At 46.5% G+C, this 25,264-nt stretch carries 28 protein-coding genes; 1 reads left to right on the forward strand and 27 read right to left on the reverse strand.

What is annotated here, in order from left to right; translation table 11 throughout:
- Positions 1 to 29: 29 nt before the first annotated feature.
- From bshA to QVE09_RS05585, 6 genes are all read right to left on the reverse strand, one after another.
- Positions 30 to 1,190 carry an N-acetyl-alpha-D-glucosaminyl L-malate synthase BshA gene (gene bshA, locus QVE09_RS05560; protein ID WP_315936022.1) on the reverse strand — a complete coding sequence of 387 codons (1,161 nt, stop codon included), beginning with the start codon at positions 1,188 to 1,190 and terminating at the stop codon, positions 30 to 32.
- Between the two features lie 98 nt (positions 1,191 to 1,288).
- Positions 1,289 to 1,987 (reverse strand): bacillithiol biosynthesis deacetylase BshB1, encoded by a 699-nt coding sequence (bshB1, locus tag QVE09_RS05565; protein ID WP_315936023.1) that lies wholly within the window; start codon positions 1,985 to 1,987, stop codon positions 1,289 to 1,291.
- Complete coding sequence (mgsA, locus tag QVE09_RS05570; RefSeq protein WP_017687735.1) at positions 1,984 to 2,424, reverse strand: methylglyoxal synthase; 441 nt, start codon at positions 2,422 to 2,424, stop codon at positions 1,984 to 1,986. Before mgsA ends, bshB1 begins: the two co-directional genes overlap by 4 nt.
- An 11-nt stretch (positions 2,425 to 2,435) precedes the next feature.
- Positions 2,436 to 3,239: a 4-hydroxy-tetrahydrodipicolinate reductase gene (gene dapB, locus QVE09_RS05575; RefSeq protein WP_017687734.1), complete on the reverse strand. Its 804-nt coding sequence runs from the start codon at positions 3,237 to 3,239 to the stop codon at positions 2,436 to 2,438.
- An 84-nt stretch (positions 3,240 to 3,323) separates the two neighbouring features.
- Positions 3,324 to 3,848, reverse strand: a complete 525-nt coding sequence (locus QVE09_RS05580; RefSeq protein WP_084650368.1) for a tetratricopeptide repeat protein — start codon at positions 3,846 to 3,848, stop codon at positions 3,324 to 3,326.
- A 50-nt stretch (positions 3,849 to 3,898) separates the two neighbouring features.
- Positions 3,899 to 4,228: a nucleotide pyrophosphohydrolase gene (locus tag QVE09_RS05585; RefSeq protein WP_017687732.1), complete on the reverse strand. Its 330-nt coding sequence runs from the start codon at positions 4,226 to 4,228 to the stop codon at positions 3,899 to 3,901.
- Between the two features lie 172 nt (positions 4,229 to 4,400).
- Here QVE09_RS05585 and QVE09_RS05590 point away from each other — a divergent pair, with 172 nt between their 5' ends.
- Positions 4,401 to 5,270: a YitT family protein gene (locus QVE09_RS05590; protein ID WP_315936024.1), complete on the forward strand. Its 870-nt coding sequence runs from the start codon at positions 4,401 to 4,403 to the stop codon at positions 5,268 to 5,270.
- Positions 5,271 to 5,388: 118 nt separating this feature from the next.
- On the opposite strand, the gene QVE09_RS05595 is transcribed toward QVE09_RS05590, so the two are convergent.
- The 21 genes from QVE09_RS05595 to trpE all read right to left on the reverse strand — a co-directional run bounded on the left by QVE09_RS05595 (position 5,389) and on the right by trpE (position 25,186).
- Positions 5,389 to 6,258 carry a sporulation protein YpjB gene (locus QVE09_RS05595; RefSeq protein ID WP_315936025.1) on the reverse strand — a complete coding sequence of 290 codons (870 nt, stop codon included), beginning with the start codon at positions 6,256 to 6,258 and terminating at the stop codon, positions 5,389 to 5,391.
- A 94-nt stretch (positions 6,259 to 6,352) separates the two neighbouring features.
- Positions 6,353 to 8,098, reverse strand: a complete 1,746-nt coding sequence (locus QVE09_RS05600) for a cellulase family glycosylhydrolase (RefSeq protein ID WP_315936026.1) — start codon at positions 8,096 to 8,098, stop codon at positions 6,353 to 6,355.
- Positions 8,099 to 8,345: 247 nt separating this feature from the next.
- Positions 8,346 to 8,972: a DUF1405 domain-containing protein gene (locus QVE09_RS05605; RefSeq protein WP_315936027.1), complete on the reverse strand. Its 627-nt coding sequence runs from the start codon at positions 8,970 to 8,972 to the stop codon at positions 8,346 to 8,348.
- Between the two features lie 111 nt (positions 8,973 to 9,083).
- The gene (locus QVE09_RS05610; protein ID WP_315936028.1) at positions 9,084 to 9,968 is read right to left on the reverse strand and encodes a menaquinol-cytochrome c reductase cytochrome b/c subunit; all 885 of its coding nucleotides are present in this window, start codon (positions 9,966 to 9,968) and stop codon (positions 9,084 to 9,086) included.
- Between the two features lie 21 nt (positions 9,969 to 9,989).
- Positions 9,990 to 10,661, reverse strand: a complete 672-nt coding sequence (gene qcrB / locus QVE09_RS05615; protein WP_017687726.1) for a menaquinol-cytochrome c reductase cytochrome b subunit — start codon at positions 10,659 to 10,661, stop codon at positions 9,990 to 9,992.
- A gap of 15 nt (positions 10,662 to 10,676) precedes the next feature.
- Positions 10,677 to 11,219: a QcrA and Rieske domain-containing protein gene (locus tag QVE09_RS05620; protein ID WP_017687725.1), complete on the reverse strand. Its 543-nt coding sequence runs from the start codon at positions 11,217 to 11,219 to the stop codon at positions 10,677 to 10,679.
- Positions 11,220 to 11,411: 192 nt separating this feature from the next.
- A complete protein-coding gene (locus tag QVE09_RS05625) occupies positions 11,412 to 11,834 on the reverse strand; it encodes a DUF2487 family protein (protein ID WP_315936029.1) in 423 nt (140 codons plus the stop codon).
- 152 nt (positions 11,835 to 11,986) lie between these two features.
- Entirely contained in the window at positions 11,987 to 12,166 is a 180-nt protein-coding gene (locus QVE09_RS05630; protein ID WP_017687723.1) for an IDEAL domain-containing protein, read from the reverse strand.
- 23 nt (positions 12,167 to 12,189) lie between these two features.
- On the reverse strand, positions 12,190 to 12,696 hold the full coding sequence (locus QVE09_RS05635; RefSeq protein ID WP_315936030.1) for a gamma carbonic anhydrase family protein: 507 nt from the start codon (positions 12,694 to 12,696) through the stop codon (positions 12,190 to 12,192).
- A 44-nt stretch (positions 12,697 to 12,740) separates the two neighbouring features.
- Positions 12,741 to 13,859: a hypothetical protein gene (locus QVE09_RS05640; protein ID WP_315936031.1), complete on the reverse strand. Its 1,119-nt coding sequence runs from the start codon at positions 13,857 to 13,859 to the stop codon at positions 12,741 to 12,743.
- Positions 13,860 to 14,092: 233 nt separating this feature from the next.
- Positions 14,093 to 14,692 (reverse strand): histidine phosphatase family protein, encoded by a 600-nt coding sequence (locus QVE09_RS05645; protein WP_315936032.1) that lies wholly within the window; start codon positions 14,690 to 14,692, stop codon positions 14,093 to 14,095.
- A 43-nt stretch (positions 14,693 to 14,735) separates the two neighbouring features.
- Positions 14,736 to 15,371, reverse strand: coding sequence for an anti-sigma factor family protein (locus QVE09_RS05650; protein ID WP_315936033.1), 636 nt, complete (start codon positions 15,369 to 15,371; stop codon positions 14,736 to 14,738).
- A complete protein-coding gene (locus QVE09_RS05655; protein WP_062835180.1) occupies positions 15,368 to 15,961 on the reverse strand; it encodes an RNA polymerase sigma factor in 594 nt (197 codons plus the stop codon). The genes QVE09_RS05650 and QVE09_RS05655 overlap by 4 nt, the downstream gene beginning before the upstream one ends.
- Positions 15,962 to 16,687: 726 nt before the next feature.
- The gene (locus tag QVE09_RS05660; RefSeq protein WP_315936034.1) at positions 16,688 to 17,782 is read right to left on the reverse strand and encodes a prephenate dehydrogenase; all 1,095 of its coding nucleotides are present in this window, start codon (positions 17,780 to 17,782) and stop codon (positions 16,688 to 16,690) included.
- Between the two features lie 26 nt (positions 17,783 to 17,808).
- Positions 17,809 to 18,909 (reverse strand): histidinol-phosphate transaminase, encoded by a 1,101-nt coding sequence (hisC, locus tag QVE09_RS05665; RefSeq protein ID WP_315936035.1) that lies wholly within the window; start codon positions 18,907 to 18,909, stop codon positions 17,809 to 17,811.
- 85 nt (positions 18,910 to 18,994) lie between these two features.
- Positions 18,995 to 19,801 (reverse strand): tryptophan synthase subunit alpha, encoded by an 807-nt coding sequence (trpA, locus tag QVE09_RS05670; protein WP_315936036.1) that lies wholly within the window; start codon positions 19,799 to 19,801, stop codon positions 18,995 to 18,997.
- Positions 19,798 to 20,997, reverse strand: a complete 1,200-nt coding sequence (gene trpB / locus QVE09_RS05675) for a tryptophan synthase subunit beta (protein ID WP_017687714.1) — start codon at positions 20,995 to 20,997, stop codon at positions 19,798 to 19,800. The genes trpA and trpB overlap by 4 nt, the downstream gene beginning before the upstream one ends.
- Complete coding sequence (locus QVE09_RS05680; RefSeq protein WP_315936101.1) at positions 20,994 to 21,695, reverse strand: phosphoribosylanthranilate isomerase; 702 nt, start codon at positions 21,693 to 21,695, stop codon at positions 20,994 to 20,996. Before QVE09_RS05680 ends, trpB begins: the two co-directional genes overlap by 4 nt.
- Positions 21,696 to 21,730: 35 nt before the next feature.
- Entirely contained in the window at positions 21,731 to 22,519 is a 789-nt protein-coding gene (gene trpC, locus QVE09_RS05685) for an indole-3-glycerol phosphate synthase TrpC (protein WP_315936037.1), read from the reverse strand.
- Positions 22,509 to 23,549, reverse strand: a complete 1,041-nt coding sequence (gene trpD, locus QVE09_RS05690) for an anthranilate phosphoribosyltransferase (RefSeq protein ID WP_315936102.1) — start codon at positions 23,547 to 23,549, stop codon at positions 22,509 to 22,511. The genes trpC and trpD overlap by 11 nt, the downstream gene beginning before the upstream one ends.
- 68 nt (positions 23,550 to 23,617) lie before the next feature.
- Positions 23,618 to 25,186, reverse strand: coding sequence for an anthranilate synthase component I (gene trpE / locus QVE09_RS05695; protein WP_036607674.1), 1,569 nt, complete (start codon positions 25,184 to 25,186; stop codon positions 23,618 to 23,620).
- Positions 25,187 to 25,264: the final 78 nt, after the last annotated feature.

Below are 25,264 nucleotides of genomic sequence, written 5' to 3' on the forward strand. Positions count from 1 at the left end.
GCACAGTATAATTTCGTCAAACCAATTGATTAACCGCAAACCGGCTTCAAGTTCGGAACTTCCCTTCCCAGCACCCGGTAATAAATCTGTTCATATTCATGCCGAATGGCATCATTGCAAAAGTCGTGATGTGCGCGTTGAAGGCATGCTTCCCTGAACTCCGCAGCCAAACGATCATCTGTTAACAAACGGATTGTGTTCTCGGCCATGGACTGTGTATCCCCGATCGCGGATAAGAATCCCGTCTTACCGTGTAAGACCAGTTCCGGAATTCCTCCGGCCTGTGAACCGATCGTGGGTACGCCGCAAGCCATTGCTTCGAGCGCCACAAGTCCGAAACTTTCCTTCTCCGATGGAAGCATCAACACGTCAGCCATGGAAATGACTTGAGCAATGTCATCCTGTTTGCCAAGGAAATGAACTTTATCATTCAAGCCGAGATCATTAATCTTCCATTGCATCTTCGGCAAATCAGGCCCTTCACCTACAAATAACAGTTTGGCTGGAACCTGCTCCTGTACTTGACGGAAGACCTCTACCACATCCTGAGTTCTCTTCACCGGTCGGAAGTTTGAAATGTGCATTAATATTTTTTCGTCGGGCGCAGCAAAGTCTCTTCGCAAACTTGCAGCATCCCGCGGATAATATATTCGTTTGTCAATAAAGTTATAGGTTAGATCGATTGGACGCTGAATATCCAGCAATTCGACCGTTTCCCGAATCAAATCTTTGGATACTGCAGTGACCGCGTCACTTTCATTAATAGCTAGACGGATCAGATCCTTCAGAGATTCATCCTGAGCCAGAACCGTAATATCCGTTCCATGTAACGTGGTGACCACTTTCAGGCCATCCCCTACCATTTGTTTGGCAAGAAAGGCACATACTGCGTGGGGAACGGCATAGTGAACATGCAGCAGATCGAGCTGCTGTGACTTAGCCACCTGAGCCATCTTTGTTGCCAGTGACAGGTCATACGGAGGGTAACGGAACACATAATAATCATTTACTTCAACTTCATGATAAAAAATATTCTTCTGGAACGTACCCAGTCTGAACGGGATACTGTTGGCAATAAAATGAACCTGATGCCCCTGTTCGGCAAGTAATTTGCCCAGTTCCGTTGCGACAACGCCAGACCCGCCGAGGGACGGATAACAGGTGATGCCGATTTTTAGCTTTTTATCCATCCTGTGGACGCTCCTTTGATCTCCCGCTTAAGCAGGTTGATATAATGCAACGGAATAATGAAACCCTTCGTTTCATTAAACGTAAAATGTGAAATCGTTTATTTGGCACCCGTGCCAAATTGATGAACCACGTAAGGTGTAATTGTAGCAAACCCTTCTGCAAACGGGATGAGACTGCGTTGTCCGAGCAAGGAATCACGGGCTCTTACACGTTCAATATACCCTTGATTCAATGGCGTCGAGACCGCTCCGGCTCCCAGTTCGAATTGGGATCGATAAGAGAGCAATGAAGCTTCTTTTTGCTCATAGTGTTCCGTAATATCGACAATCAAATCCGTAGGCCCGATGTCATTAATAAAGTAAAAATAAAGTTCCTTCACCTGCACGGCAGGCATGTCCGGCATGTAGTTGCGAAGCTTGGCGTTAAATACAGCCTCCTGCGCAAGCTTACTGCAATTGACATGATCCGGATGACGATCTTCCCAATATGGAGCAAACACCATCCGGGGGGCATGGCGCCGTATCTCAGCCGTTACCGCCTGTACATGTTCAGGCGTAAGATATAAACCACGATCAGGAAGCCCCAGATTCGTTCGACACGAAAGACCGAGGACGCGGGAGGCTTGCTCCGCTTCCTCGGTTCTGCGCTCTACTGTTCCGTTGGAAGACATCTCAGCACGAGTCAGATCACACACGCCTACTTTCAAACCAGCAGCGGTATGTTTGGCAATCGTTCCACCCATACCAATCTCCGCATCGTCCGCATGTGCTCCAAAGATAAGAATATCCAGGCTCATTCGGAATCACCCGAATTTAATCCAGCCTCCGGCTTGTATTTATGTACCAGCTCTCTCCAGGCAAAATCGCCACGATCCAGAGCCTTAACCAGAATCTCAGCGGTTGCGATATTGGTGGCAAGTGGAATTCCCTGCACATCACAAAGACGTAACAACGCATTAATATCTGGCTCGTGAGGTTGTGCCATCAGTGGATCACGCAGGAAAATAATCAGATCCATCTCATTTTGCGCAACCAAAGCTCCAATCTGCTGATCTCCGCCCAATGGGCCTGATTCGAATCGATGAATCTTCAGAGACGTTCCTTCCATAATACGAAGGCCCGTTGTTCCTGTAGAATACAATTGATGGTCCGTAAAAACAGGCTCATATGCCGTCACGAAGTTAACCATCTCTTCTTTTTTACGATCATGGGCGATAAATGCTATTTTCAACATGACAATCTCCTTTAGTCGATAAAGTGGTCAAATCCGTAGATCATTCCTGTATACTCCATAACCTTTTGTACACCAATCTTAACACCAGGCATATAACCTGCGCGCTCGTAGGAGTCATGCCGAATTTTGAGTGACTGTCCATAGTCTCCGAAAACAACTTCCTGCTGCGCGAATACACCAGGCAATCGTACACTGTGAATTCGGAAGCCGTTGTAATACCCGCCGCGAGATCCTTCAATGGTTTCTTCCTCATTCGGATTACCTTGACGAAGTTCTTCCCGATTGGCAGCAATCAGTTCCGCTGTTTTGATCGCAGTTCCTGAAGGAGCATCCAGCTTCTGATCCCCGTGATATTCGATAATCTCCACATTTGGCATATGTTTGGCAGCCTGTGCTGCGAATCGCATCATCAGAATGGCACCGATCGAGAAGTTAGGGGCAATAAGCCCTCCAATTCCTTTGTCCTGACATTGCTTGTCCAACTGTTCAATCTGCTCCGGCGTAAAGCCGGTAACACCCATGACAGGTCTGACTCCATGACGGATCGCGATCTCGGTATGTGTAAAAGCATATTGAGGCACTGTAAAATCAACCATAACCTGAGGTTTTGTTTCGGCAAAAGCCATTTCGATATCATCAGTCACCAGCACCCCACACTCTGGCAAACCAACAAGGGTTCCTGCATCCGTACCTGCTCCGGAGCGGTTGACAGCCGCTGCAAGCTCCAATTCCGGGTCCTGAAGTACCAATTTCACAACTTCACGGCCCATACGGCCAGCCGCTCCGATCACGGCAACTCTGATTACTTCACTCATATTGACTGCATCTCCTCGCTATGTTGGTTCATTCATATCGTTGAATCCATTTCAACTCAAAAGAAATCTTTGCAAAATGAATTCTTATTGAATGGATTTCATACGTTGCTTGATTTCCTGTAACATTTGATGCAGCTGCCCATTCTGCGGGTCCAGCAAAATTGCCTCACGCAGCGCCTGAATTGCATAGTTAAATTCATTCAAATCACTGTAAGCCAGCGCAAGCATAACATGAGCTTCAACCGAAAGCGGATCAAGTTTGACCGCTTCTTGCAGTAGCGTTGACGCTTCCACATAGCGCTCCTGTGTTGCAATACCAGCCTGCTCCAACAGCAACTTCGCTCTGGAGGTCAATTGTTTTGCTTCCAACGTCTGCAGATGCAAAATATACTCTTCAGTTCCTGGCGACAATTCAACCGACTTGCGCGCATATTCAAGCGCTGGAACCAGATGTTTGCTGCGGGCGTGTGTAATGGAACAGCGATAATATAACTCCGCATGTTTTGGATGAGCGTGAATGGCTGACTCGAACCAACGAATCGCCTGCTCAAAATCATTTTGCAATATACAGCGGTAAGCCTGCTGCATATATTCTTCCGGTTTCATCATTAAGCTGACCCTCCCCGATCGGGTGATGGTACAGCATATGTAATCTACGCCTAATCGGTGTTTTTGGGAGTCCACCGATTGGCATCGCGGGTGTTAAATTTATGCATGACTTTATCGTGCGCCTCAGCCAGATCAATTCCCAGTGAGTTTGCAAAACAAATCGTGATAAATAAAATATCTCCAAGCTCAAGTTCAATGGAATTGGCTGCTTCGGAAGATTTCTTCGGCTTCTCGCCGAATTCATGATTCACTTCTCTGGCGAGCTCTCCAACCTCTTCAGACATCCGGGCCAACATGGCCAGAGGACTGAAATACCCCTCCTTGAACTGGGAGATATACTGATCAACCTCACGCTGCATTTCTGCGATGCTTTTCTCCATGAGAACGGATTCTCCTTTTGAAATGATGTCGTATTTGTTCCTAATAATATCAGTTATTTAGATTCACTTCCACCATCATCAGCGACAAATCATTTTTAAAGAATCAATAAACAGGTATACTAGATGGGAATGATTGCTTCTTCATTCTAATTTATCTACAGCGAGGGATCTTATGAGCACTGCCAAAACCTGGGTTCAAGTTAAACTGGTTCTTCCCATCCTGCTGGGTACAGCCTTATATGCCTTTGGGCTCCTCTATTTCATAATCCCCAACAAGCTTATGGAAGGTGGTCTCACCGGGGTTACGGTGCTGATCAATTATGCTTTCGGCATCTCACCTTCACTTACGACCTTGATTCTTAATGTTCCCCTCTTTCTGATCGGGCTCAAAATTTTGGGCGGCAGACAGATGATCTATACGGGTATCGGAATCGGGGCATTGACCGTTTTTCTATGGCTGTTTGAGAAGTTGATTCACCTGGGCTGGATTGAACCATTACATACCGAGAATGACTTACTGTTAGCAGCACTATACGCGGGTGTTACCCTCGGGGCCGGTCTTGGCATCGTATTTCGTTGGGGTGGAACGACGGGCGGTTCAGACATCATTGCTCGTATTCTCAACCGCAAGTATGGATGGAGTATGGGGCGAGTGTTACTGGGCATCGATTTTGTCATTATCGGGCTCTCTCTCATCTACATCCCCAAAGAAAAAATTCTGTATACGCTCGTAGCTGTATTCATCGCTTCCAAAGTCATCGACTTTATTCAGGAAGGTGCATATTCTGCCCGGGCATTTATGATCATCAGTGACCATGCACCCGAGATTGCGGACCAGATCACACGGGATATGGATCGTGGCGTTACCCTCATTCCAGCCATTGGCGCGTACTCTAAACAGGCCAAACACATGGCCTACTGCGTGATCTCCAGGCAAGAGTTCAGGCGTCTGCAGACCATTGTACGTTCCATTGATCCCAGAGCTTTTGTCATCATCAGCGATGTTCACGATGTACATGGCGAAGGTTTCAAAGAAAGCTGACAATACTACAGAAACTACAAGAAAACCTCTTTTCACATGAAGAGCCGTTATCGTGGCTGTTTATGCAAAAAGAGGTCTTTTTTCAAAAAAAATATACCACGCTCACGTTCACATCCGATTAGCGCCGAAAAGGAAAAATCCCCTGCTGCTGTGCACGATATTTACGATATCCGGCGTAACTTAGCGTCGCCACAATGACCGAACTAATGAGCAGCCCGGCTGCCCGGCGATCAGGGCCTTGTACAAACGGTACAAAGGCACTCTCGTCTTTCTCGCGACCAAATAACTGGTTCACCAGTTCCTCCCCATGGCCCACCATGCTCTTTAACTGAGCCAGATCTGGCTGCTTTGCATTGGTAAGCCCTTTGGTATGAGATAACCAAGCGTCCATCTGAGCAATCTCATACGGTTCACGGCGAATCAGTGCGGCAGGACGAATGGTCTCATAATGCTCCTCCAGAACGGTGTAGCGGTTTGCCAGTTCGGCCGCAGTTTGCCCTTGATTTGTAGCAGCGGATAAAGCGTCCAGATCGTTTTTCACGATTTTATAATACTGAAGCCATAAAGGCTTGGTTGGATTCGCGAGACTATCTGCTGCAAGTCTGAGTTTGGCTGAGGACTGCTGAAGAGAAGCATCGTCATTTTTCACCTTTACAACGGCTTGTTTCACTTCAACTATGGTTTCGGACAAGGCGTGAATGCCCTCAACTGTTGTTTGTCCCTCAAAGGAAATATGCTCCAGACTTTTACTGATACGCAGAATGCTTCCTCGCACTTCTTCAATATTGTTCTCGAGCGCCTGACGATACAATATGGCTGCTTCCTCATTCAGTTGTGCAATTGAATTACTTGTGGTCACTTGTTGATCTGAATTCGAATTCAATGCTTCACTTTGCGCGGATACACGATATGCTAAGTTCGTCCAAAGCAGCAGAGCCATGAACGATACCACCAATAAGCCAGTTTTGATCCCAAACGTTCTCTTCATGGACATCCCTCCCACCACCAATGTATGGCGTGGGACAGATCGTTAGAACAAGCAGAGGACGATTCCGTATCCTACTCGACTTATGACAGTTCATTTAGAAAACGATACCTAAACCTGTTACATTATTTCCGCTTTTCTGAATGGAATAGTTCATACTCTGGCCATCGTAAAATTCGATCCTGACCTTCAGTTTTCCATCCGGAACCGAGCTGTCAAACGCATCTTTCAAAAGGGTGAATGTTCCATCCGTATAGTCAGCTGTAAAATCACTGCCAAACTTCATATATGGAAACCAGGAATTGCCGCCTATTCGGTTACCAGATTCATCGAGAAGTGAGGCACGTCTTACGTTGGTCCCGTTATATTGGACCGGAATGACGATTCCTTCGGTTATTGTGCCAGCGGTCATTTCAAACACAGGCATTGAATGTTTGATAATAAGCTGATGCCATTCTGCGCCTTTCGAGAATTCAAAAACCAAATCAGCAATAGTGCCGTTTGAAGCCTGATTGAATTTCTCGTTTATAAATTCTCTAGAGATCGTAAGTGTTGAGGTAGCTTCATCCAATGAGTAATATTTTTTATGGACTCCCTTAATGTGCTTAAAGCTGTTTCCATTCAGAGTAAGCGGAATTTGGATATCGTTTGCAGCTTGCTGATTAACATAGATTTCATTTAGACCTGTGGAATAGGAAGAACGCTGTTTCATATTAGCTGCTTGAATGGTAGTTCCATATTCATCATGCCAGTCAAAAGGTGGAACCCTCCAAAACGCACCTGGCCATATCATTGAGCTAACTCCATATTGCGATGCCTTGTAGTTCAGATATTCAAGATATTTCCGTTTTTCACCTGACTGCATTTTCGCCGCGCCATCATCAGGGGATAACCAGCCATATTCACCAATAACAACTCCAATTCCCTTTGAAATTAAGGCATGATTTAATGTGTTAAACATCTGGTCTATATTACTTCTTGGCGTATCTTGAACTCCATCGTAAAGCTTTTCATCAAAGCCCGTTCTACCCAAGTTGCCGCTGAAGACCCAGTCACTATAAAAATGCACAGTGGCTATCAAGTTTGGATCGTTCAGCCCCGCGATAAAATGATAGGCTGCGTTGGCTCTATCCATATCTGCGCTTGTAGAATACGTTGGAATAACAATCATTCTTGTTGCATTAAGTCCACCAGAGCTGCGGATAACATCATATGCAGCCTGATTGATCATATCCAATTTATCCTGTTTAGTGATGGTTCCTGTATCATTTTCAAAATAAGGTTCATTCATTGTCTCAAACATGACCCGCTCAGGTTCATTCTTAAAATGATTAGCAAGCTGCGTCCAGAGATCTACATATCTTTTATATTCCTCTGACGCCTTATTTCCATCCCAATTGGAAAGCCATGTCCATGAATCATGATGAAGGTTGATCATTACATACAGGTCTGCATCAACGGCCCAATTAACCACTTGTTTATATTTGGCCAACCATTCGGAATGGATCACATAGTGTCCATCTGCACCTAGTGTATACCTTGTATAGGCAGTCATTGGAATCCGAATACTATCAAAGCCTTTTGCTTTGGCTGATAATATTAATTCTTGGGTTACTTGTGGCTGCCCCCAGGAGGTTTCGTCAGACAGGGAGAGATCGTCGGTTCTAAAACTGTCATAGGTATTGAATACGTTCCAACCTTTACCCATTTTCTGCACATATGCCTGAGATGGAGTTTGTGGAGCGGCATTGGCTTGAGAATTCCCATTATCAACTTGATATGAAATGGATAGCGCTATCAAAAATACAGTTAATAGTTTTACTATTCTTGTTCTGTTCATCATACATGTCACCTTGCCTTTCCAGATTATCTTACAAAGCTGATCACTCGTCACTCCTTTCAATATTGAGTAATTATGGAAAATAATTTCAAAATCCAGTTTCACTTTTATTATAAGGTGCTGAATGAAGATATCCTTGATTTTCAAGCCATGAAATAGCACGATATGGACACATTTTGGACACAAAAAAAGCCGCTAAAATAGCGACTCTTCATGCGTGTTATTCTCTCTCCAAAGTATGAGGTCCAGATCAGGTACGTCTTGCCTGTCTTAAGGCCAGCCACGCACACAGAATGCTCACCAGTGTCAGTCCGAATGTGAAATTACGCACACCATCTACATGATCATAGAGGGAAGCGGGTAACCAAGGGTAAATATCATATGTATAATCCATCGTATCGTTCAACAGCGTCCAGAGACCTGCAACAACAAGGGCAGCCCAGCGAAAGCCGAAAAAGCGTACATAAATAAGAGCTTCAATGGCCATCGCACTATGCGAAGCAATCAACATCCAGTCTTGCCAGTGCTGTGTACCACCTTGCATCCAGCCAGCGAAAATAATGGATACGGCCCACACGCCATATTTCACAGATGTGACCACGGCAAGCGCCTGAATCACATGTCCGATCCGTTTGATAATGATGGACCGTGGTGGGTACAAGACCCATAACAACGCTAAAGTAAAAAACAAACTCGCTGTTGGGCTATCTGGCACAAATACGATCTGCCACACCGGTTGCTCAGCCAACGTTAATTTCATTTGCTCTCCGTACCAGATGTATCCGTATACCGTTCCTACCGCATTACACCAAAATAATAGCCACAGGAAATAACGATTGGTTAGAAATTCCCTACTCCAGAAATACGATAAAGCCACATTCCCTGCCCCTTCCTTCATCATATATTGTTCACGATACAGTGCTGTCCAAAAAACACTTCAAAAAAACCTGACCGCATAAACGATCAGGTTTCATTGGTTATTTTGATTTTACTGTTCTGCTTTCTGTTTCGCAAGCCATTCGGTCAGATGAGTGATCTCTTCATCCGTGACACCTTGAGCGATAGCGTTATTGTACTGAGGCTGCATTTCATTGTAGCCTTCTTTGATAATTGTCAGAATCTCTTCCTGGTTGTGCTTGTCACCTACGCCTCGAAGTGAAGGTCCAGTTGCGCCCTTCATATCAGCGGCATGGCAACCAATACATCCAGCCTTTTTGTACGTTTCCATTGCAGGATCATCCTGTTCCACGATCGCAACTTCTTCTTGCTGTCCAGGTGCATTGGAAACGGGTGGGAGCCCCTGTTCACGCCTCTCCAGCGCTTCTTCTTCACGTTGAATATGTTCAGGTTTCTGTCCACTTGCTTCCAACTCATGCTCGTAGTGCGTCCACGCTACATTTGTCAGGTAGAATACAGAAATGACCGACAAAATCATCAGTGATGAAGCAATTGGGCGTTTATAGAAACGCCGCTCCTTGCCTGTGTCCAGGAAGGGCGCCAGCAGCAAAGCTCCAAAAGCAACTCCGCTAACCCCCAGTACCCCAAGCAGAACGTAATCGCCCGATGCGTATGGATACTTCAAGTACTGATACAGAAAAAGGAAGTACCAGTCCGGCATGGGAATTACGGATGCGCTCGGATTGGCCGGATAGCCTAAAGGTGCAGGTTCTGAGATCGTGAGAACCAGAATCCCCACCAATACAACGACACCAACCATCCATTCTTTCAGCAGGAAGTTGGGAATAAAGGCTTCTGATTTGCCGGGATACGCCGTGTAATCAGGAGGGGTAATAAATCCCGCCCCTTTACGGACCCGTGAATCACCGACAAAGATAACCTTTTCCTCATCATCCTTCTTATGTCCGTGAGCCATTGCGATTCCTCCCTTCTCAGTTTATAGTGGTCCCGAAATGCCCTGTCTGCGGATCATGATAAAGTGTCCGACCAGAAGCACCAGAAGCACAGCGGGGAGGAAGAATACGTGCAGGGCAAAGAATCGGGTTAGTGTCTGTGCACCGACAATCGTACCGCCTTGCAGGAATTCTTTAATAATCGGTCCCAGCCAAGGAACCGTATTGGCAATCTCCAGTGTTACTTTTGTTGCAAAATAGGCTTTGTTATCCCATGGCAACAAGTACCCTGTCAGCCCCAGGCCCAACATGACGAAAAAGATCAGCATGCCGACAACCCAGTTCATTTCACGCGGTGCCTTGTAAGAGCCTGTAAAGAACACACGCATCGTATGTAAGAACATCATTACGATAACCAGACTGGCTCCCCAGTGGTGCATGCCGCGAACAATTTGGCCGAATGCTACTTTGGTCTGCAGGTACTCCACACTTGCGTAGGCATTGATAATATCAGGTACGTAATACATGGTCAGGAACATGCCTGACAGAATCTGAATAACAGTAATAAAGAACGTCAATCCACCAAAGCAGTACACGAATGCGGAAAAGTGATGAGCCGGATTTACATGCTCTGGAACTTCATGATCCGCAACGTCCCGCCAGATTGGCGTGATATCGAGACGCTCGTCAATCCAGTCATAGACATTTTTAAACATCTGCGTTCACGCCTCCTAATTCACTCGGGTGTTCGGAACAATGTCGCCCAGATATACCCAACCCTGCTCTTCCTTGACTACATACTCATCCAGCGGTTTGGGGGCTACGGCAAGATTCTTCCCTTCCTTGTCATAGTGCGCGCCATGGCAGGGACAATGATACTCGTCAGGGTACTGCTTGTCACTATTCCAGCCTACTGTACATCCCAGATGTTTACAGATAGGTGAGAGTGCATAAATTTTACCCTGCTCGTCTTTGCGAATCCACGCCACTAACGATGCATTACTCAGATACCAACCATCTTGTTGTTTAAGTTCAAAGGTGAATTCTTGAGGCTCATTCGTAATTTTGCTGATTTCAGCTACTTTGACAGAGGTGCCTTCTCCCTTATGTTGCAAAATCGGGTCCACCGCAAAACGGACCATAGGAAGGATTGCACCGGCGGCCATGTAGGCTGTAGCTCCACCAAGCGTGTACGTCAAAAACTGCCTGCGTGACATCTCCATGCGGCTTGGCAATTTCAATGAAGCTTCGTGGTGGTCATGCTCACTGCTCATACTGTCTCCAACCCCCTTTTTCAGCCAACTCTCTCAAACGTTTTCATTTTCATAAATTCCACGACTTACTAGAACATACATAATCATATAGTAGCCCTAGAACACCGTCAAGAATTTGTCACACATTTTTAAGGTTCAATTGTAAGCGTTATTAAAAAAATGTTGGTAAATTGTCACATTTGTCGTCAAAAACTATTTTTTCCACAACTCTCGTATCTTTTCCCCTACAAATCTCGCAATCCCCTCTTCTCCGACCTCATGAGTTAACACGGACCGGCTCAAAACCAGATCAGCAGATGGAATGTCCACTTCATTCAAATGACCATCTGATGACATAATAACCACATATTTGAATCCTGAAGATTTGAGCTGAGCGGACAAGGAATTTAATGTCATTGACAATTCCGAATTAGCATAATGAAAGGCTGGATAAGTCATGATTCTCCCTTTGAAAGGAATTTCGACCAGATCCAGAAAATCTCTCAGCCGCTCCAATGCCTCGATAGCTTCAACTGGCGACTGCTCACCGCTAAGAGCTGTGTATGGAATAAGGCATGTATCCAGATAGAGTTGCAGTTCAGCCCAGCTGTCTTGAGTCACCTCACTGAATTTCAATTCCCTATATCCCCTCTCTATCCATTTTATTCCCATATTATATATGACCATATCTTATAAATCCAGACAATCATTTCGGAATTACACATATCAAAAAAGGAAATACGCATCTGCGCATTCCCTTTTATCTCAGAAAGAATATATTTTGCCTATCAATTTATGGTCCTCAGTTCATCCGTCAGACTCCGGAAAGCTACTTCGTCTCCGGTAGCTAACGCTTTATCAATTTCCAAATAGAGCTTCTCGCTGCGCTGTTTGCGAAGCGCTTCGTCCCACACCATCTCAGCTGCCAGCCCCAACATGACTTCATAAGTAACTTTCATTTTATCCAATAGGATGCACCTCCAAAACGGATTTAAGAGCTCCTATATTCTTTTCCTTTGGTAACATAACCCAGTGAAGTTCTGGACATCCGCTCCAGATCGGCATCAGTCAGCTCACGTATCACTTTGGCAGGTGTCCCCAAAGCAAGAGTATAGGGCGGAATTTTACTATTCTCAGTAACAACAGAACCGGCTCCAATCAGCGTATATTCGCCAATATCGGCTCCATTCAGCAGAATGGCTCCCATGCCGATTAATGATCCTCTTCCAATATGACAACCATGAATGATCGCTGTATGTCCTACTGAGACATCATCTCCCACAATCAAAGGTTGATCCGTATTGACATGCCCAACAACGTTATCTTGAATATTACAGCGCTTTCCAATGATAATAGGAGCCAAATCAGCCCGCAGGACTGCATTGAACCAGACGGAAGACTCTTCTCCCATTCTCAAATCACCGATCAGTTTTGCACCTTCAGCCATATATACCGAAGGGTGTAACTGAGGTTGTAGACCTTTGTATGGAATTATCATTATTATCACTCCTTAATTTGGGAGTGATTTTAGCAACTTGTCCTTCACTTGTCAAACATAATAGGTGTAATGTCTCCTGAGATGGAGCGACAGGATGCAGCAAGACGTGTGCCCCAGGCTGTCATTTGTATCGTCCGGCCTTCCTCATGTTCCCCAATACGAACCATGCCAAGATGCAACATCATTTTAACAATTCTGTTATCATAGATGGCCTCGGCCGTATCATAATAGAACGGCTGAATGAATGGACCGATTTGACGAAACAGCGACTCGGCGGTTGACCATTCCAGGGCACATTCGCCTGTCCAATACACAATAGAGGACAGATTGGGAATAGCACCTTTATACAATCTTAACCAAAACCTAAATAGCTGTATCATTTCGGCTGTTTTCTCAGCCCCCAGCTTGTCTTCTCCAGCTGGTGACAGCTTCAGCATGCCTTGCTCCTCACGAACCAGCCGATGGTGAAATGCATAGTCGTAGAGAAGTGCAAAACGATCCGGGTAATCCTTGAAGGAACGGCCATATCCGAATCTCCATCCACCTTTGCCCACCAATTCCTCACTAATGTGCAGATGCTCCATAATCTGCTGTTGAGAGCGACGGTACATCATGCCTTCAGCGTTAAGGGTAATTTCGTGCTGCTGGACAAACTGCAGGAACAACTTGAGATCATCCGCTAAGAGATGATATTCATCCCGATACATGGGTGGTTCCGTTGTTTTGGTAATGCCTGCTCGCAGATGTGTGGATAACACATCCCTGAATCTTAATTTCAGATCCTGGGGTACCTGATACAAATACCTGGTCTGCTGCGTTGTCCCATTGAACAACCATCCACTCTTATTAAAGCGAATGATGAGATCACGTGGACTCGCGCCAGCCTCACTCTCCTTTTTGTCCATCGATTGACGGGCTATGGCAATGAGTTCTTCCATACCATAATACTGGCGAGGATCAAACAACAAGTTGTTCAAAAAGCGCTGATCTGCTTGATTCAGTTGACGTACCTGCTGCTCAAAAAAGGGTCTGCTGCCCAATGTAGTGAGAATACTCTGGATGAGTTCATGTTTGGAATTGGGCTTGCATTCACATTGGTAATAGTCTGCTATTCGATTAAGCTGGCCAATATCGGCAAAAGTAAGCATATCCGCTAGATTCATGGGTCCATCGCCTCGCCCGTTTACTACTTCGACTGCTGATTAGGAGCCTGAAATAGTTTGGTTTTGTAAACATCGTTGACGGAATTCCCATAATCTAAACCTCTTTTTGGAAATCTTTTATGTTTTAAACCATACTATGCCTCAAGTTGGTCAATCAGAAGAAAAATGAGAGGTTTGAAATCATATAAAGTCTTTATTTCCCCGTAAAACGCAAAAAAACAACCCAAGTTGAATTACTCAGGTTGTTTCGCTGTGTCCAAAGACAGATGTCGTGTGCAATTATATAACAGTGGACTCCAGTCATCACGTTCCTTTTCCAGGATCGTCAGTGACAGGTTTCCAATCCGTTCTGTATACTGATCTTTAAACAAGGCTGTTAACAGGCTGGCTAAGAAAGCTCCGTGAGTGACAATGAGTACGTTTTGGTCCGGATAGGCAGACCATAGATCTTCCAGAGACGCCAGTGCACGAATCTGGATATCCGCAATCTGCTCCTGTCCCAAGTCCAATGTCTCCCATGATTTGCCCCAACGGGCAACCCGTTCTTCTGAAGTCAGACCTTCAATCTGACCAAAAGCCCTTTCTTTCAACCGTGCGTCCGGCTCAAGCATAGGTACATTCAACAGTTTAGAGATAATCTCCCCTGTTTCCTGTGCCCGCGATAACCCACTTGTGATGATATAGTCCCACTGGTATTCTTCCGTCAACAGACGTCTTCCCAGTCGCTCTGCCTGTTCACGACCTTCCCCATTCAGAGGTATATCAGTCTGCCCCTGTATACGGCCCGCCGCATTCCAGTCTGTAAGACCGTGACGAATAAGCCCGATTCGCACTTACATCCCTCATTTCTCCACACGGCGAACGAAAGGTTATTACCTATGCACTCGCACCTTGTTTACGTTTATTCGTTGTTCGATGCATACGTCCAAGAGAAAATAACGCCATGCCTATTGCAAGTAAAGACAGGGCCATCCAATACTGCGGATAAGCAGGTCCCATGCTCACTACAAAAGGTTCTATGATGCTTCCTCTATCCGCCCCAGTCATGTTGTACTGATACATTCCAGAGGACGATGGTCCGCTTCCGGCAACCCCTGTCTCCAGAATACCCGTAGCAACAACCTTGGTTTGCTCAGCTTCTGATACGTCTGGCTTAAACATTGCCATATACAGAAAGCTGCATAAAAAAATAGCCAGGAACGCGGCAATCCACAAAGACATATGCTTGCGGATCGCAGCAGAGAAACGATTAACCTTTGCCTCTTCCGGCAGTAGCCATGGAGACTCCGCGTAGATCCGGTCCATAACGTTACGGTTCACTCTCTCTGCCTGTTGTTCTGTCACTGGAACCGGAATGCTGTGCAGCAAGATCTGAGCTTCTTCCCAGACCTCAAACTGCTCAGAGCACTCTTCACAACCAGCGAGATGAGCATGAAATGCAATCCGCTGAGGATGAGTTTCCGGCAAGTCCCAGACCAGTGCAAACAGTTCCTGGGCTTCATTGCAATTCATCGGTTCTTCATCCCTTCATATGGCTCGTACACCGGTTCGAAGAAATAAGGTTCCAATTGAGTTTTTACGCTTGATCTTGCTCTGAATAATAGCGATTTCACAGAACTGACGCTCTGCCCAAGAATATTCGCAATCTCCTGGTAGTCTAGTTGATCATACTCGCGGAGTATAATCGCAGAACGCTGCTTCTCTGGCAAATTGTTAATCGCATCCCTAACCAGCATCACCCGCTCGCTGCGTAGTACAGCATACTCCGGTGCATTCTCCGAAGGAGCAACGGGAACGATCCCGCTCTCTTCAAGTGGGACATTTCCGCTGCGCTGTTTGCGAAGCTCACTCAGTACCGTATTTCTCGCAATGGTATATAACCAAGTTGAGAATGAGGCATCCACCTCACGGAAAGAGTGCAGACTGCGGAACGCCTTATAGAAAGTCTCAGAACAGAGATCTTCCGCAAGCAGCTCCATATTGGAACTTTTCAACATATGATATACGAAAGCCAGTATTTTACGCTGATAACGACTCATCAGCTCGGAATATAACTCCAGGTTACCTTCCTTGATCTCTCGAATCAACTGGGAATCCGTCATTTGAGTGCGACCCCTCCTCGCCCATCCATGTGCTTCTCCCCGTTCGACTCTATCCATGTATTACCGAACAGGCACAAAAAAGTTGCGGTTCTCACCGCATATAAACAGCGTTCAGCACCATAACTGGTCTTCCCGCCAAATTCCCCTATGTAATGGCAATTTCCCCAACGTTTCTACATTAACAGTATTTATTGTACAACGGTCTGCATCATCCTGGCAAATCCATTGCTATCGCCAGAACCCGACCTGTCATTCATATGCAGTCATTTTCACGTTCATGACTTCATTTTGAGCCTTTTTGGTAAGCCTTTCTTATATAGACGGACGACATACTGAAAAGGTTACAAAAATGTGATATTTTTTTGATCTAAGGTATCCTAACTGATCAAGGAGAGAGATGTAAATAGAGGATGTAAGTTTAAATGTAACTATTAACATATAAATGCCTTACCCATCACTTTTTAAGACAAAAAAAAGACCGCTTACATAAGCGGCCATTGCTCACGTGGAGCAATACAGTTATTGGATAGGAGTGGAGAGAAACCATACTGTACCCTTATTATATGTATACGTTTTCATTTTGTCAACACTTTCAGTAAAATTGTTTGAATTAATTATATCTTTCGGTAAATAAGGATAATACATCCTTTTTTTTCGTAACTGAAAATCAAATAACAATTCCAATATAACCTCACAAAAAAGAGGGCTTTCGCCCTCTTTCTCGTCTTATATCCACACTTGATAACCTAAGGAATCCAATAACGTCTTGGCTCGTTCCATATCTTCTTCCTGACGGAAAGACAGACGCATAATGCCCGGCACATCCACCCGGTTCTCGATAATCTCCAAGTTGCTCAGGTTGATGTCATTCGCCCCAAGCTCAGTTGCGATCTTACCGATCATACCCGGTGCATCCTGGACATCAGTATACAGATCAAATAACGGCGAAATCATGCCTTTGCGTCGTTCTGGCAATACACTGCGGAACTCACGGGCCTGACGAAATGCCTCCTCTATGCCTTCACCGTTCTTATGCTCCAGCATATCCGTAAAGGCCGTCATCTGGCTATTCCAGTCCTTAAGCAAGCCCAGCAGTACATCACGGTTGCTAAGCAAGATATCCCTCCATACAATCGCATCACTGGACGCAATCCGGGTAATATCCCGGAAACCACCTGCAGCCAGCATTTTATACAGTGGATTCGACTCATTATATTCACGCACCTGATTCACCAGCGCAACAGCAATAACATGTGGCAGATGACTAATCGCCCCCACAATGTCATCATGCAGCAGAGGCTCCACACGCACGATCTGTGCCCGCGTATACGCAAGCAGCCCAGACAACCTGCTGTAGGCTTCCTCAGGTACATGTTCTGAAGGGGTTAAGACATAATATGCATTCTCAAATAACACGGCTGAGGCCGCATCTACGCCTGCACGCTCCGACCCTGCCATAGGATGACCACCAATGAAATAAGCGTCAGTCAACCGCACATGCTCGGCACAAGCGGCAATGGAAGCCTTGGTGCTTCCTACGTCCGTGATGATACATCCTTTTTTCAATGGCAGCTTGGAGAGCTTCTCGAAATAGGATTCTAACAAACCTACAGGAACGCACAAAAAAATAAAGTCGGCATCCTCTACCGCTTCTTCCAGAGAGAGCGTAGCATCATCCACTACACCGCTCGCTATGTACTTGTCCTTCAGTTCATCCAAGTGGGCGTAACCCATCACGGTTACACCTGGCTTGCCTTTGAAGCAGAGCGCAAGTGAACCGCCGATAAGTCCTACACCGATCATTGCAATTTTTAGTTTCATGGGTCCTCACTCTTTCATCGCCAGTATTAAGGGCGTGCTACCGCCTTCTCAGCCAGCGTGTTCTCCAGTGCCGTGACAAATGCACGGTTCTGTTCTGATGTTCCGACGGACACACGAATGTAAGTTGGGTATACGTGGAATCCTGGGCGAACGATAATGCCTTGTTTGAGCAAGGATTGGAACGCAATTGCTGAAGGCATATTCAGATCAACCATAATGAAATTACCCTGTGAAGGGAAATACGACAATCCGAGCCGTGTAAATTCATTTTGCAGGAAATCCCGATCCGTTGCATTCCGCTTCGAGCACTCTTGAACAAAATCCTGATCCAGTAGTGCAGCGGTTGCCGCAACCTGTCCAAAACGGGAGGTGTTGAACGGTTCACGTACACGGTTAATCAAATCAATAATTTCGGGACGTGCAATGCCGTACCCGATCCGGAGTGAAGCCAAACCGTAAATTTTGGAGAATGTCCGCAGTATGACCAAGTTCGGATACCGTTCGATCAATGATATACTTTGCGGGTATGCTTCATCGGTTACGAATTCATAATAAGCTTCGTCCAGTATGACCATCACATGAGCAGGCATGCGGTCCATAAAGGCTATAAGTTCCTGCTCGGAGATAATCGTACCTGTCGGATTATTTGGATTACACACCCATACCGCTTTGGTTTTGTCGTTAATTTGCGCGAGCATCGCGCTCAGATCATGCGTGCCATCTTTCAGAGGCACTTCGATGGTCACGGCACCCTCAATATCTGCATTGCTTTTATATACGGAGAATGTCTGATCTGCCATGATAGTCTCGTCGCCCGGCAAGAAAAAAGCTCTCGTGATCAAAGCAATAATCTCATCGGAACCACAACCAAATATTAAGTTGTTCCGTTCAACGCCAAGATGCTTGGCAAGAACTCCCGTCAGCTCAACTGAGCTACCGTCTGGGTATATGCTTATATTAGTCATTTCTCTCGTAATGGCTTCCAGGGCGGCAGGAGAACTGCCGTACGGGTTTTCGTTGGAGGCCAGCTTGATGACTTGTTCAAGCCCCAGTTCACGTTTCACTTCTTCAATCGGTTTGCCCGGCTGGTACACAGGCAGATTGACAATCTGGGATTTCGGTTTCAACCCGACCGCCTCCTGTTATTGAAATAATGTTAGACACGAATCAGCGTGCACCTAACGTGTCCAAAAGATGTCTTTCAGGACATGCCTATCCCTTTAATTGTGCCACAAAGTTGCGAATTTGCAACAGTCCTACTGCACGCGTATCCGGATTTTCCAGCAGAGGAATCGCATCTTCCACCTGACGAACAATGGCACTACCTACAACAACGCCATCGCAGATGCGGGAGAAATGTGCTACCTGCTCATGACTGGAGATACCGAAACCTACCGCTACAGGGAGGTCTGTCAGACTTTTCACCGTCTCAATGAAGCTCTCTACGCCATCAAAGAAAGAAGCTCTCTCTCCGGTTACCCCAAGGGATGATACGCAATAGATAAAGCCACTCGCTCCCGTTACAATCCGCTCAATCCGGGCATTAGATGTAGGTGCAACAAGCGGCACCAGATGCACACCAGCACGATTTGCGCGTTGTCGCATCTCTTCCGCTTCCTCAATCGGCAGGTCCGGAATGATCATGCCACTAATATCATGTTTGACCAATTCATCAAAGAATACATCCAGTCCGGTCTGCAATACCGGATTATAATAGGTGAACAGTACAAACGGCAGTTTCACACCTGCCTTACGAGCTTTTGCAGCGGTTTCCATAACAGTACGAATAGTGATCTGGCTTTTCAGCGCACGTTCAGAAGCACGCTGAATGACTGGGCCATCTGCAAGAGGATCGGAATAGGGGACACCCAGTTCCAAAATATCCGCTCCAGCCTGTTCAAGCTCCTTGATGATATCAATCGTTGTATCCACATCCGGGTCTCCCACGGTTAAGAATGGAATAAGTGCCGTGCGATTCTGTTGCTTCAATTGCTGGAAGGTCTGGTCCATCAGATTCATCCCAAGTCACCTCCCGTGTATTTCATGATCGATTCAACATCCTTGTCTCCACGTCCCGACAGACAAATGACTACAATATCATCTGCTGTAAGTTCAGGCGCCAGTTTGACAACTTGAGCTACCGCATGTGCAGACTCCAGAGCAGGAATGATTCCCTCCGTCCGACATAGGAGTTGCAGGGCATCCAGTGCTTCCTGATCCGTGATCGGTACATATTTTGCCCGTTCAATATCCTTGAGATAGGAATGCTCCGGACCAACACCCGGATAATCAAGTCCTGCCGAGATGGAATGCGCTGGCTGAACCTGCCCATACTCATCCTGCAACAGGTAACTCATAGATCCCTGGAATACACCATGTGTACCTTTGGTCATCGTCGCAGCGTGATACTCGGTTTCGACCCCTTTGCCTGCGGCTTCAACTCCAACAAGCTTCACATCCTGATCACCGATAAATGGATAGAACATACCGATCGCATTACTTCCTCCACCAACAGCTGCTACAATTACATCTGGCAAACGCCCTTCGATCTCCTGAATCTGACGACGGGTCTCATCACCAATCACACGTTGGAAATTCCGCACCATCATCGGATATGGATGAGGACCAACCACTGATCCGAGCACATAGAACGTATCCTCCACATTGCTGACCCAGTAGCGAAGTGCTTCATTACCAGCATCCTTCAGTGTCCGTGTTCCAGACGTAACCGGAATCACTTCTGCTCCGAGCAGCTTCATCCGAAATACGTTTAACTGTTGACGCTCTGTATCTTCTTCGCCCATAAATACTTTGCATTCCAATCCAAGCAATGCAGCTACGGTTGCCGTTGCAACGCCATGTTGACCTGCACCTGTTTCGGCAATGACTTTCTTTTTGCCCATCCGTTTAGCAAGCAAACCCTGTCCAATGGCGTTATTAATTTTGTGCGCACCTGTATGATTCAGATCTTCACGTTTAAGATAAATTTTTGGTCCGCCCAATCGGCGTGACAATTGCTCTGCATGATACAATGGCGTTTCACGTCCAGAATACTCGCTCAGCAGATAGTTCAGTTCCTTGTTGAATTCCTCATCTTCAGAGAAGTGGCTATATGCCTCCTCCAACTCAATAAGTGCGTTCATTAGTGTCTCAGGTACAAAGCGGCCTCCGAAGTGACCGAAACGCCCGTGTTGATCCGGCAATTGATGTGTCATGCCTGCTTCACCCTTTCTACGAATGCTGTAATTTTGGCAATATCCTTCACACCTTCAGTCTCCACGCCGCTGGATACATCGACGCCGAAAGGTGCATATGTCTGTATTAGTTGTTGTACATTGTCCGGCTGCAAACCTCCTGCAACGAACAGAGCAATTTCACGACTTTTCGCCCATTCAGCATAGGCAGGGATTCGCTCCCAGGCAAACGTTTTCCCGGAGCCCCCTCCATATAGAGGATCATGGGTATCAAGCAATATCGCATCCACGAATTTATCGTAAGTATCAAGAGCCCTTATGGCTGCATCATCAGCTTCCGGCCCCGTTTCATCTTTGGGAAAAGAAAAAACTTTGAACACTTTGGCATTCCACCGCTGCTTCACCTGCTGGCAAAATTCCGCAGTCTCCTGTCCATGCAGCTGAATAACATCCAGTTGAGCAATCTCCATAATGTGTTCCAGCTCTTCGAGCGTAGGATTCACAAATACACCCGCAAGCTTCGGCCGATCATAGGTAGACCATTCGAACAATACCGTTCTTAATGCAGCAGCCTGCTCGGGTTCGATTCGGCGGCGTGATTTGGCAAAAACAACACCAATGTAATCCACAGGCAAGTTTATCATCGATTTTAGCACTTCAACGTCCTGAAGTCCACATATTTTTACGGCCGCTGGCAGCGGGTTTCTCAGTTCTGACATACTGTCGCCTGTGCCATCGTGTATGGAAGTATTCATCATTTGGGTCCCATCAGATCATATACAGCCGCCTCGACATCATCCTTGCGCATGAGATGCTCACCTACGAGAATACCATGAACACCGGCCTGGATCAGAGGTACTGTTGATTCTGGTCCGTCAATACCACTTTCGCTAATCAAGGTAACGCCACTCGGAATCAATTCCATCAAATCCAGTGTCGTGTTCAGACTGGTTTCGAATGTTTTCAAATTACGATTGTTGATGCCCACAAGTGTTGCCTGCGGAATCTCCAATACCTGCTCCAATTCTGTTCGATCGTGAACTTCAATCAAGGCATCCAGCCCCAAACTTTTGGCAAATTCCAGATATTGACTAATCTGTTCAGGTGTCAGAATACTGGCAATCAGCAGTATCGCATCCGCACCCAGCAATCTTGCCTCGGCAATCTGTCGTTCATCTATAATAAAATCCTTGCGTAACAGCGGAATGTTCACCGCCTGATGAATCGCCTGCAAGTACTCGTTGCTCCCTTGAAAATACGACACATCCGTTAATACGGAGATGCAGTCTGCACCCGCCCGCTCATAAGCAGCAGCAATCTCTACCGGATGAAAATCCGGACGAATTAACCCTTTGGATGGCGAAGCTTTCTTCACTTCAGCGATAAGGCCGAGTTTGCGATTGCGTCCGCTCGATAATGCTTGTTCAAACCCCCGGGTTGCGGGTAGTTGTTCGATTTTTTGGATAGCTTCATCCATGCGAAATGTCTGTGCCAGAACTTCAACTTCTTTATGTTTGGTTGCAACGATTCGATCAAGATACATGACTGTACGCCTCCGTTGTATGAATTAACTGTTCAAGCTTCCCGGCAGCTTTGCCCGAATCTACCGCTTCTGCGGCAAGTGTCACCCCTTCAGCTATGCTATCTGCAAGACCGGATACATAGATGCAAGCTCCGGCGTTCAACAGAACGACATCACGGTAGGCACTCTGCTCACCCTGGAAGATCCTCTTAATAATTTCGGCATTCTGTGCCGCATCTCCTCCAAGTACTGCTTCAAGCGGATGCAGAGACAAGCCCATATCACGTGGTTCAATATCATAGGTGTGCACTTCACCATTGCGAAGTTCAGACACCTGAGTCGGTGCCGAGATACTGATTTCATCCAGACCATCATGGCTGGCCACAACCAACGCTCTTTTGAGACCAAGACGATTCAGTACTTCAGCAATCATCGGCGTCCGGGAACGATCATACAGGCCAAGCAATTGGCGATCTGCTCCCGCAGGATTCGTTAAAGGTCCGAGCATGTTGAAAATGGTACGAACACCCAGCTCTTTTCTTGGTCCTGCCGCATGTCGCATGGAAGGGTGATATACCTGGGCAAAACAGAAGCAGATTCCGATATCATCCAGACATTGTCTGGCCTGCTCCCCGTTCAGATGGATATTTACACCGAGTGCCTCTAATACATCTGCACTACCCGCTTTGCCTGAAGCTGAACGGTTGCCATGTTTGGCGACCCGAACCGAGACGGCCGAAGCAATGATGGCGGATGCTGTGGAAATGTTGAATTTGTGAATACCCGATCCACCTGTTCCACAAGTGTCCAGCAAGCCGCTGCCATCCGTTAGAATTCGTCCGCCCTGACCACGCATGGCTTCAGCAAAACCGGTGATCTCATCCACCGTTTCCCCCTTCATCCGCAGCGCCATCAGCAAACCTCCGATTTGAGCCGGCGTTGCCTCACCTCTCATAATCGAGTACATCAAATCTCTTGCTTCGGCTTGCTCCAGATGGCTGCCCTCCAAAATCTTCGCCAGGCCATTCTTCATGCCTTCCTCACGAGTAATCTCAGCAATGGGGGTTACAGGGTTCTCATTCATTATTGGGTTTATGTTCATCTCCGGTCTCTCCTCTCTCAGTTCTTAGCGGCCGCTGGTGTGACAAAGTAGTCTGCATTCGCCAGTCTCAACGTGCTGTCCTTTTCTTTGGCAGGAAACATTGCTTCTGCTGTTCGAATCGCCTTGAGCAATGCTTTAGCTTTGTTAACCGTTTCCTCATATTCATTCTCAGGCACAGAATCCCATACGATTCCCGCTCCGGCCTGTACATATGCTTTTCCTTTTTTGAAAATAATCGTACGAATCGTAATACAGGAGTCCATGTTACCCGAGAAACCAAGGTATCCGATTGCTCCTGCATAAGCACCCCGTGCCTCTTTCTCCAGTTCCGCGATAATCTCCATTGCTCGCAGTTTCGGTGCACCGGATACGGTACCCGCTGGCAAGCATGAGAGGAACGCATCGAAAAAATCCTTGTCTTCTCTAAGCTCGCCCGTAACGTTGGATACCATGTGCATCACGTGAGAATACCGTTCAATCTCCATGAACATGTCACACTTCACACTGCCGAAGCTGGATACCCGGCCCAGATCGTTACGTCCCAGATCAACCAGCATCAGATGCTCTGCGCGTTCCTTCTCATCCTGGAGCAGATCAGCAGCGAGTGCACGATCTTCCGCTTCTGTTGCTCCTCTTGGACGTGTACCTGCAATCGGACGTGTCTCCACTCGATTCCCGTCCACCTTGACCAGCGCTTCAGGCGAAGTACCCACGATAATCTCATCATCCATTTTGAGATAGTACATATAAGGTGATGGATTCAGGGTCCGAAGCACACGATACACGTGAAGCGGAGAAACCTCCGTATCAATGTGGAAACGCTGGGATAATACCACTTGAAAAATATCACCTGCGCGAATGTAATCTTTGGCTTGCTCCACATTACCGATAAATTGCTCCTTCGTGAGGTTGGAGCGAATATCCCCCAGTTCCACGTCTCCCGGAATAGAACGCGGATTCAGGTTCTCCCCTGGTCCTTGCTGCTGCAAACGTTCTGCGGCCTGCTCCAGCTTCTCCGAAGTCACTGCATACGCTTGACGTATCTCGTCATCTGTTGCACCGTCCTTGACGTGTACATTCCCGACGAGCAGCATCTGCTGCTTCACATGGTCAAACACGATAATCTGGTCACAGAACATAAAGCGAATGTCATCCATATTCAGGTCATCCAAGGCGTGAGCTGGAAGTTTCTCATAATAGGAGAGCAGATCATATCCGAAGAAACCAATTGCCCCTCCTGTGAATGGTGGCAGTTCATCATCTTTTGGACTGCGATACTTACGCAGCAGTGCTTTCAGTTCTTCGATCGGTTTGCCTGGCAATTCACGGGTCTTCCCTGCTTCTTCTACAACGATCCGGCCTTTCTTGGCCGAAATCATCAGGAACGGATCTGTACCGATGAACGAGTATCTCGCCCATTGAATACCACCCTCTACACTTTCCAGCAGGAATGCCCGATCGTTGTCAGCATAACGGCGGAATATTCGAATCGGAGTCTCCATATCTGCCAGAATCCGCTTGACTACCGGAATCAGATTATACTCATTCGACATTTTCAGTACTTGATTAACGTTTGGCGTTATCATCAGATCACGTCCTTTCAGATTTAGGTAAGTTCAACTAAAGATTTTTTACACTGAGCACTTCGATGACAGAACAACCTT

Origin of the sequence: Paenibacillus sp. ClWae2A (assembly GCF_032452295.1) — a bacterium.
GTDB lineage: Bacteria > Bacillota > Bacilli > Paenibacillales > Paenibacillaceae > Paenibacillus.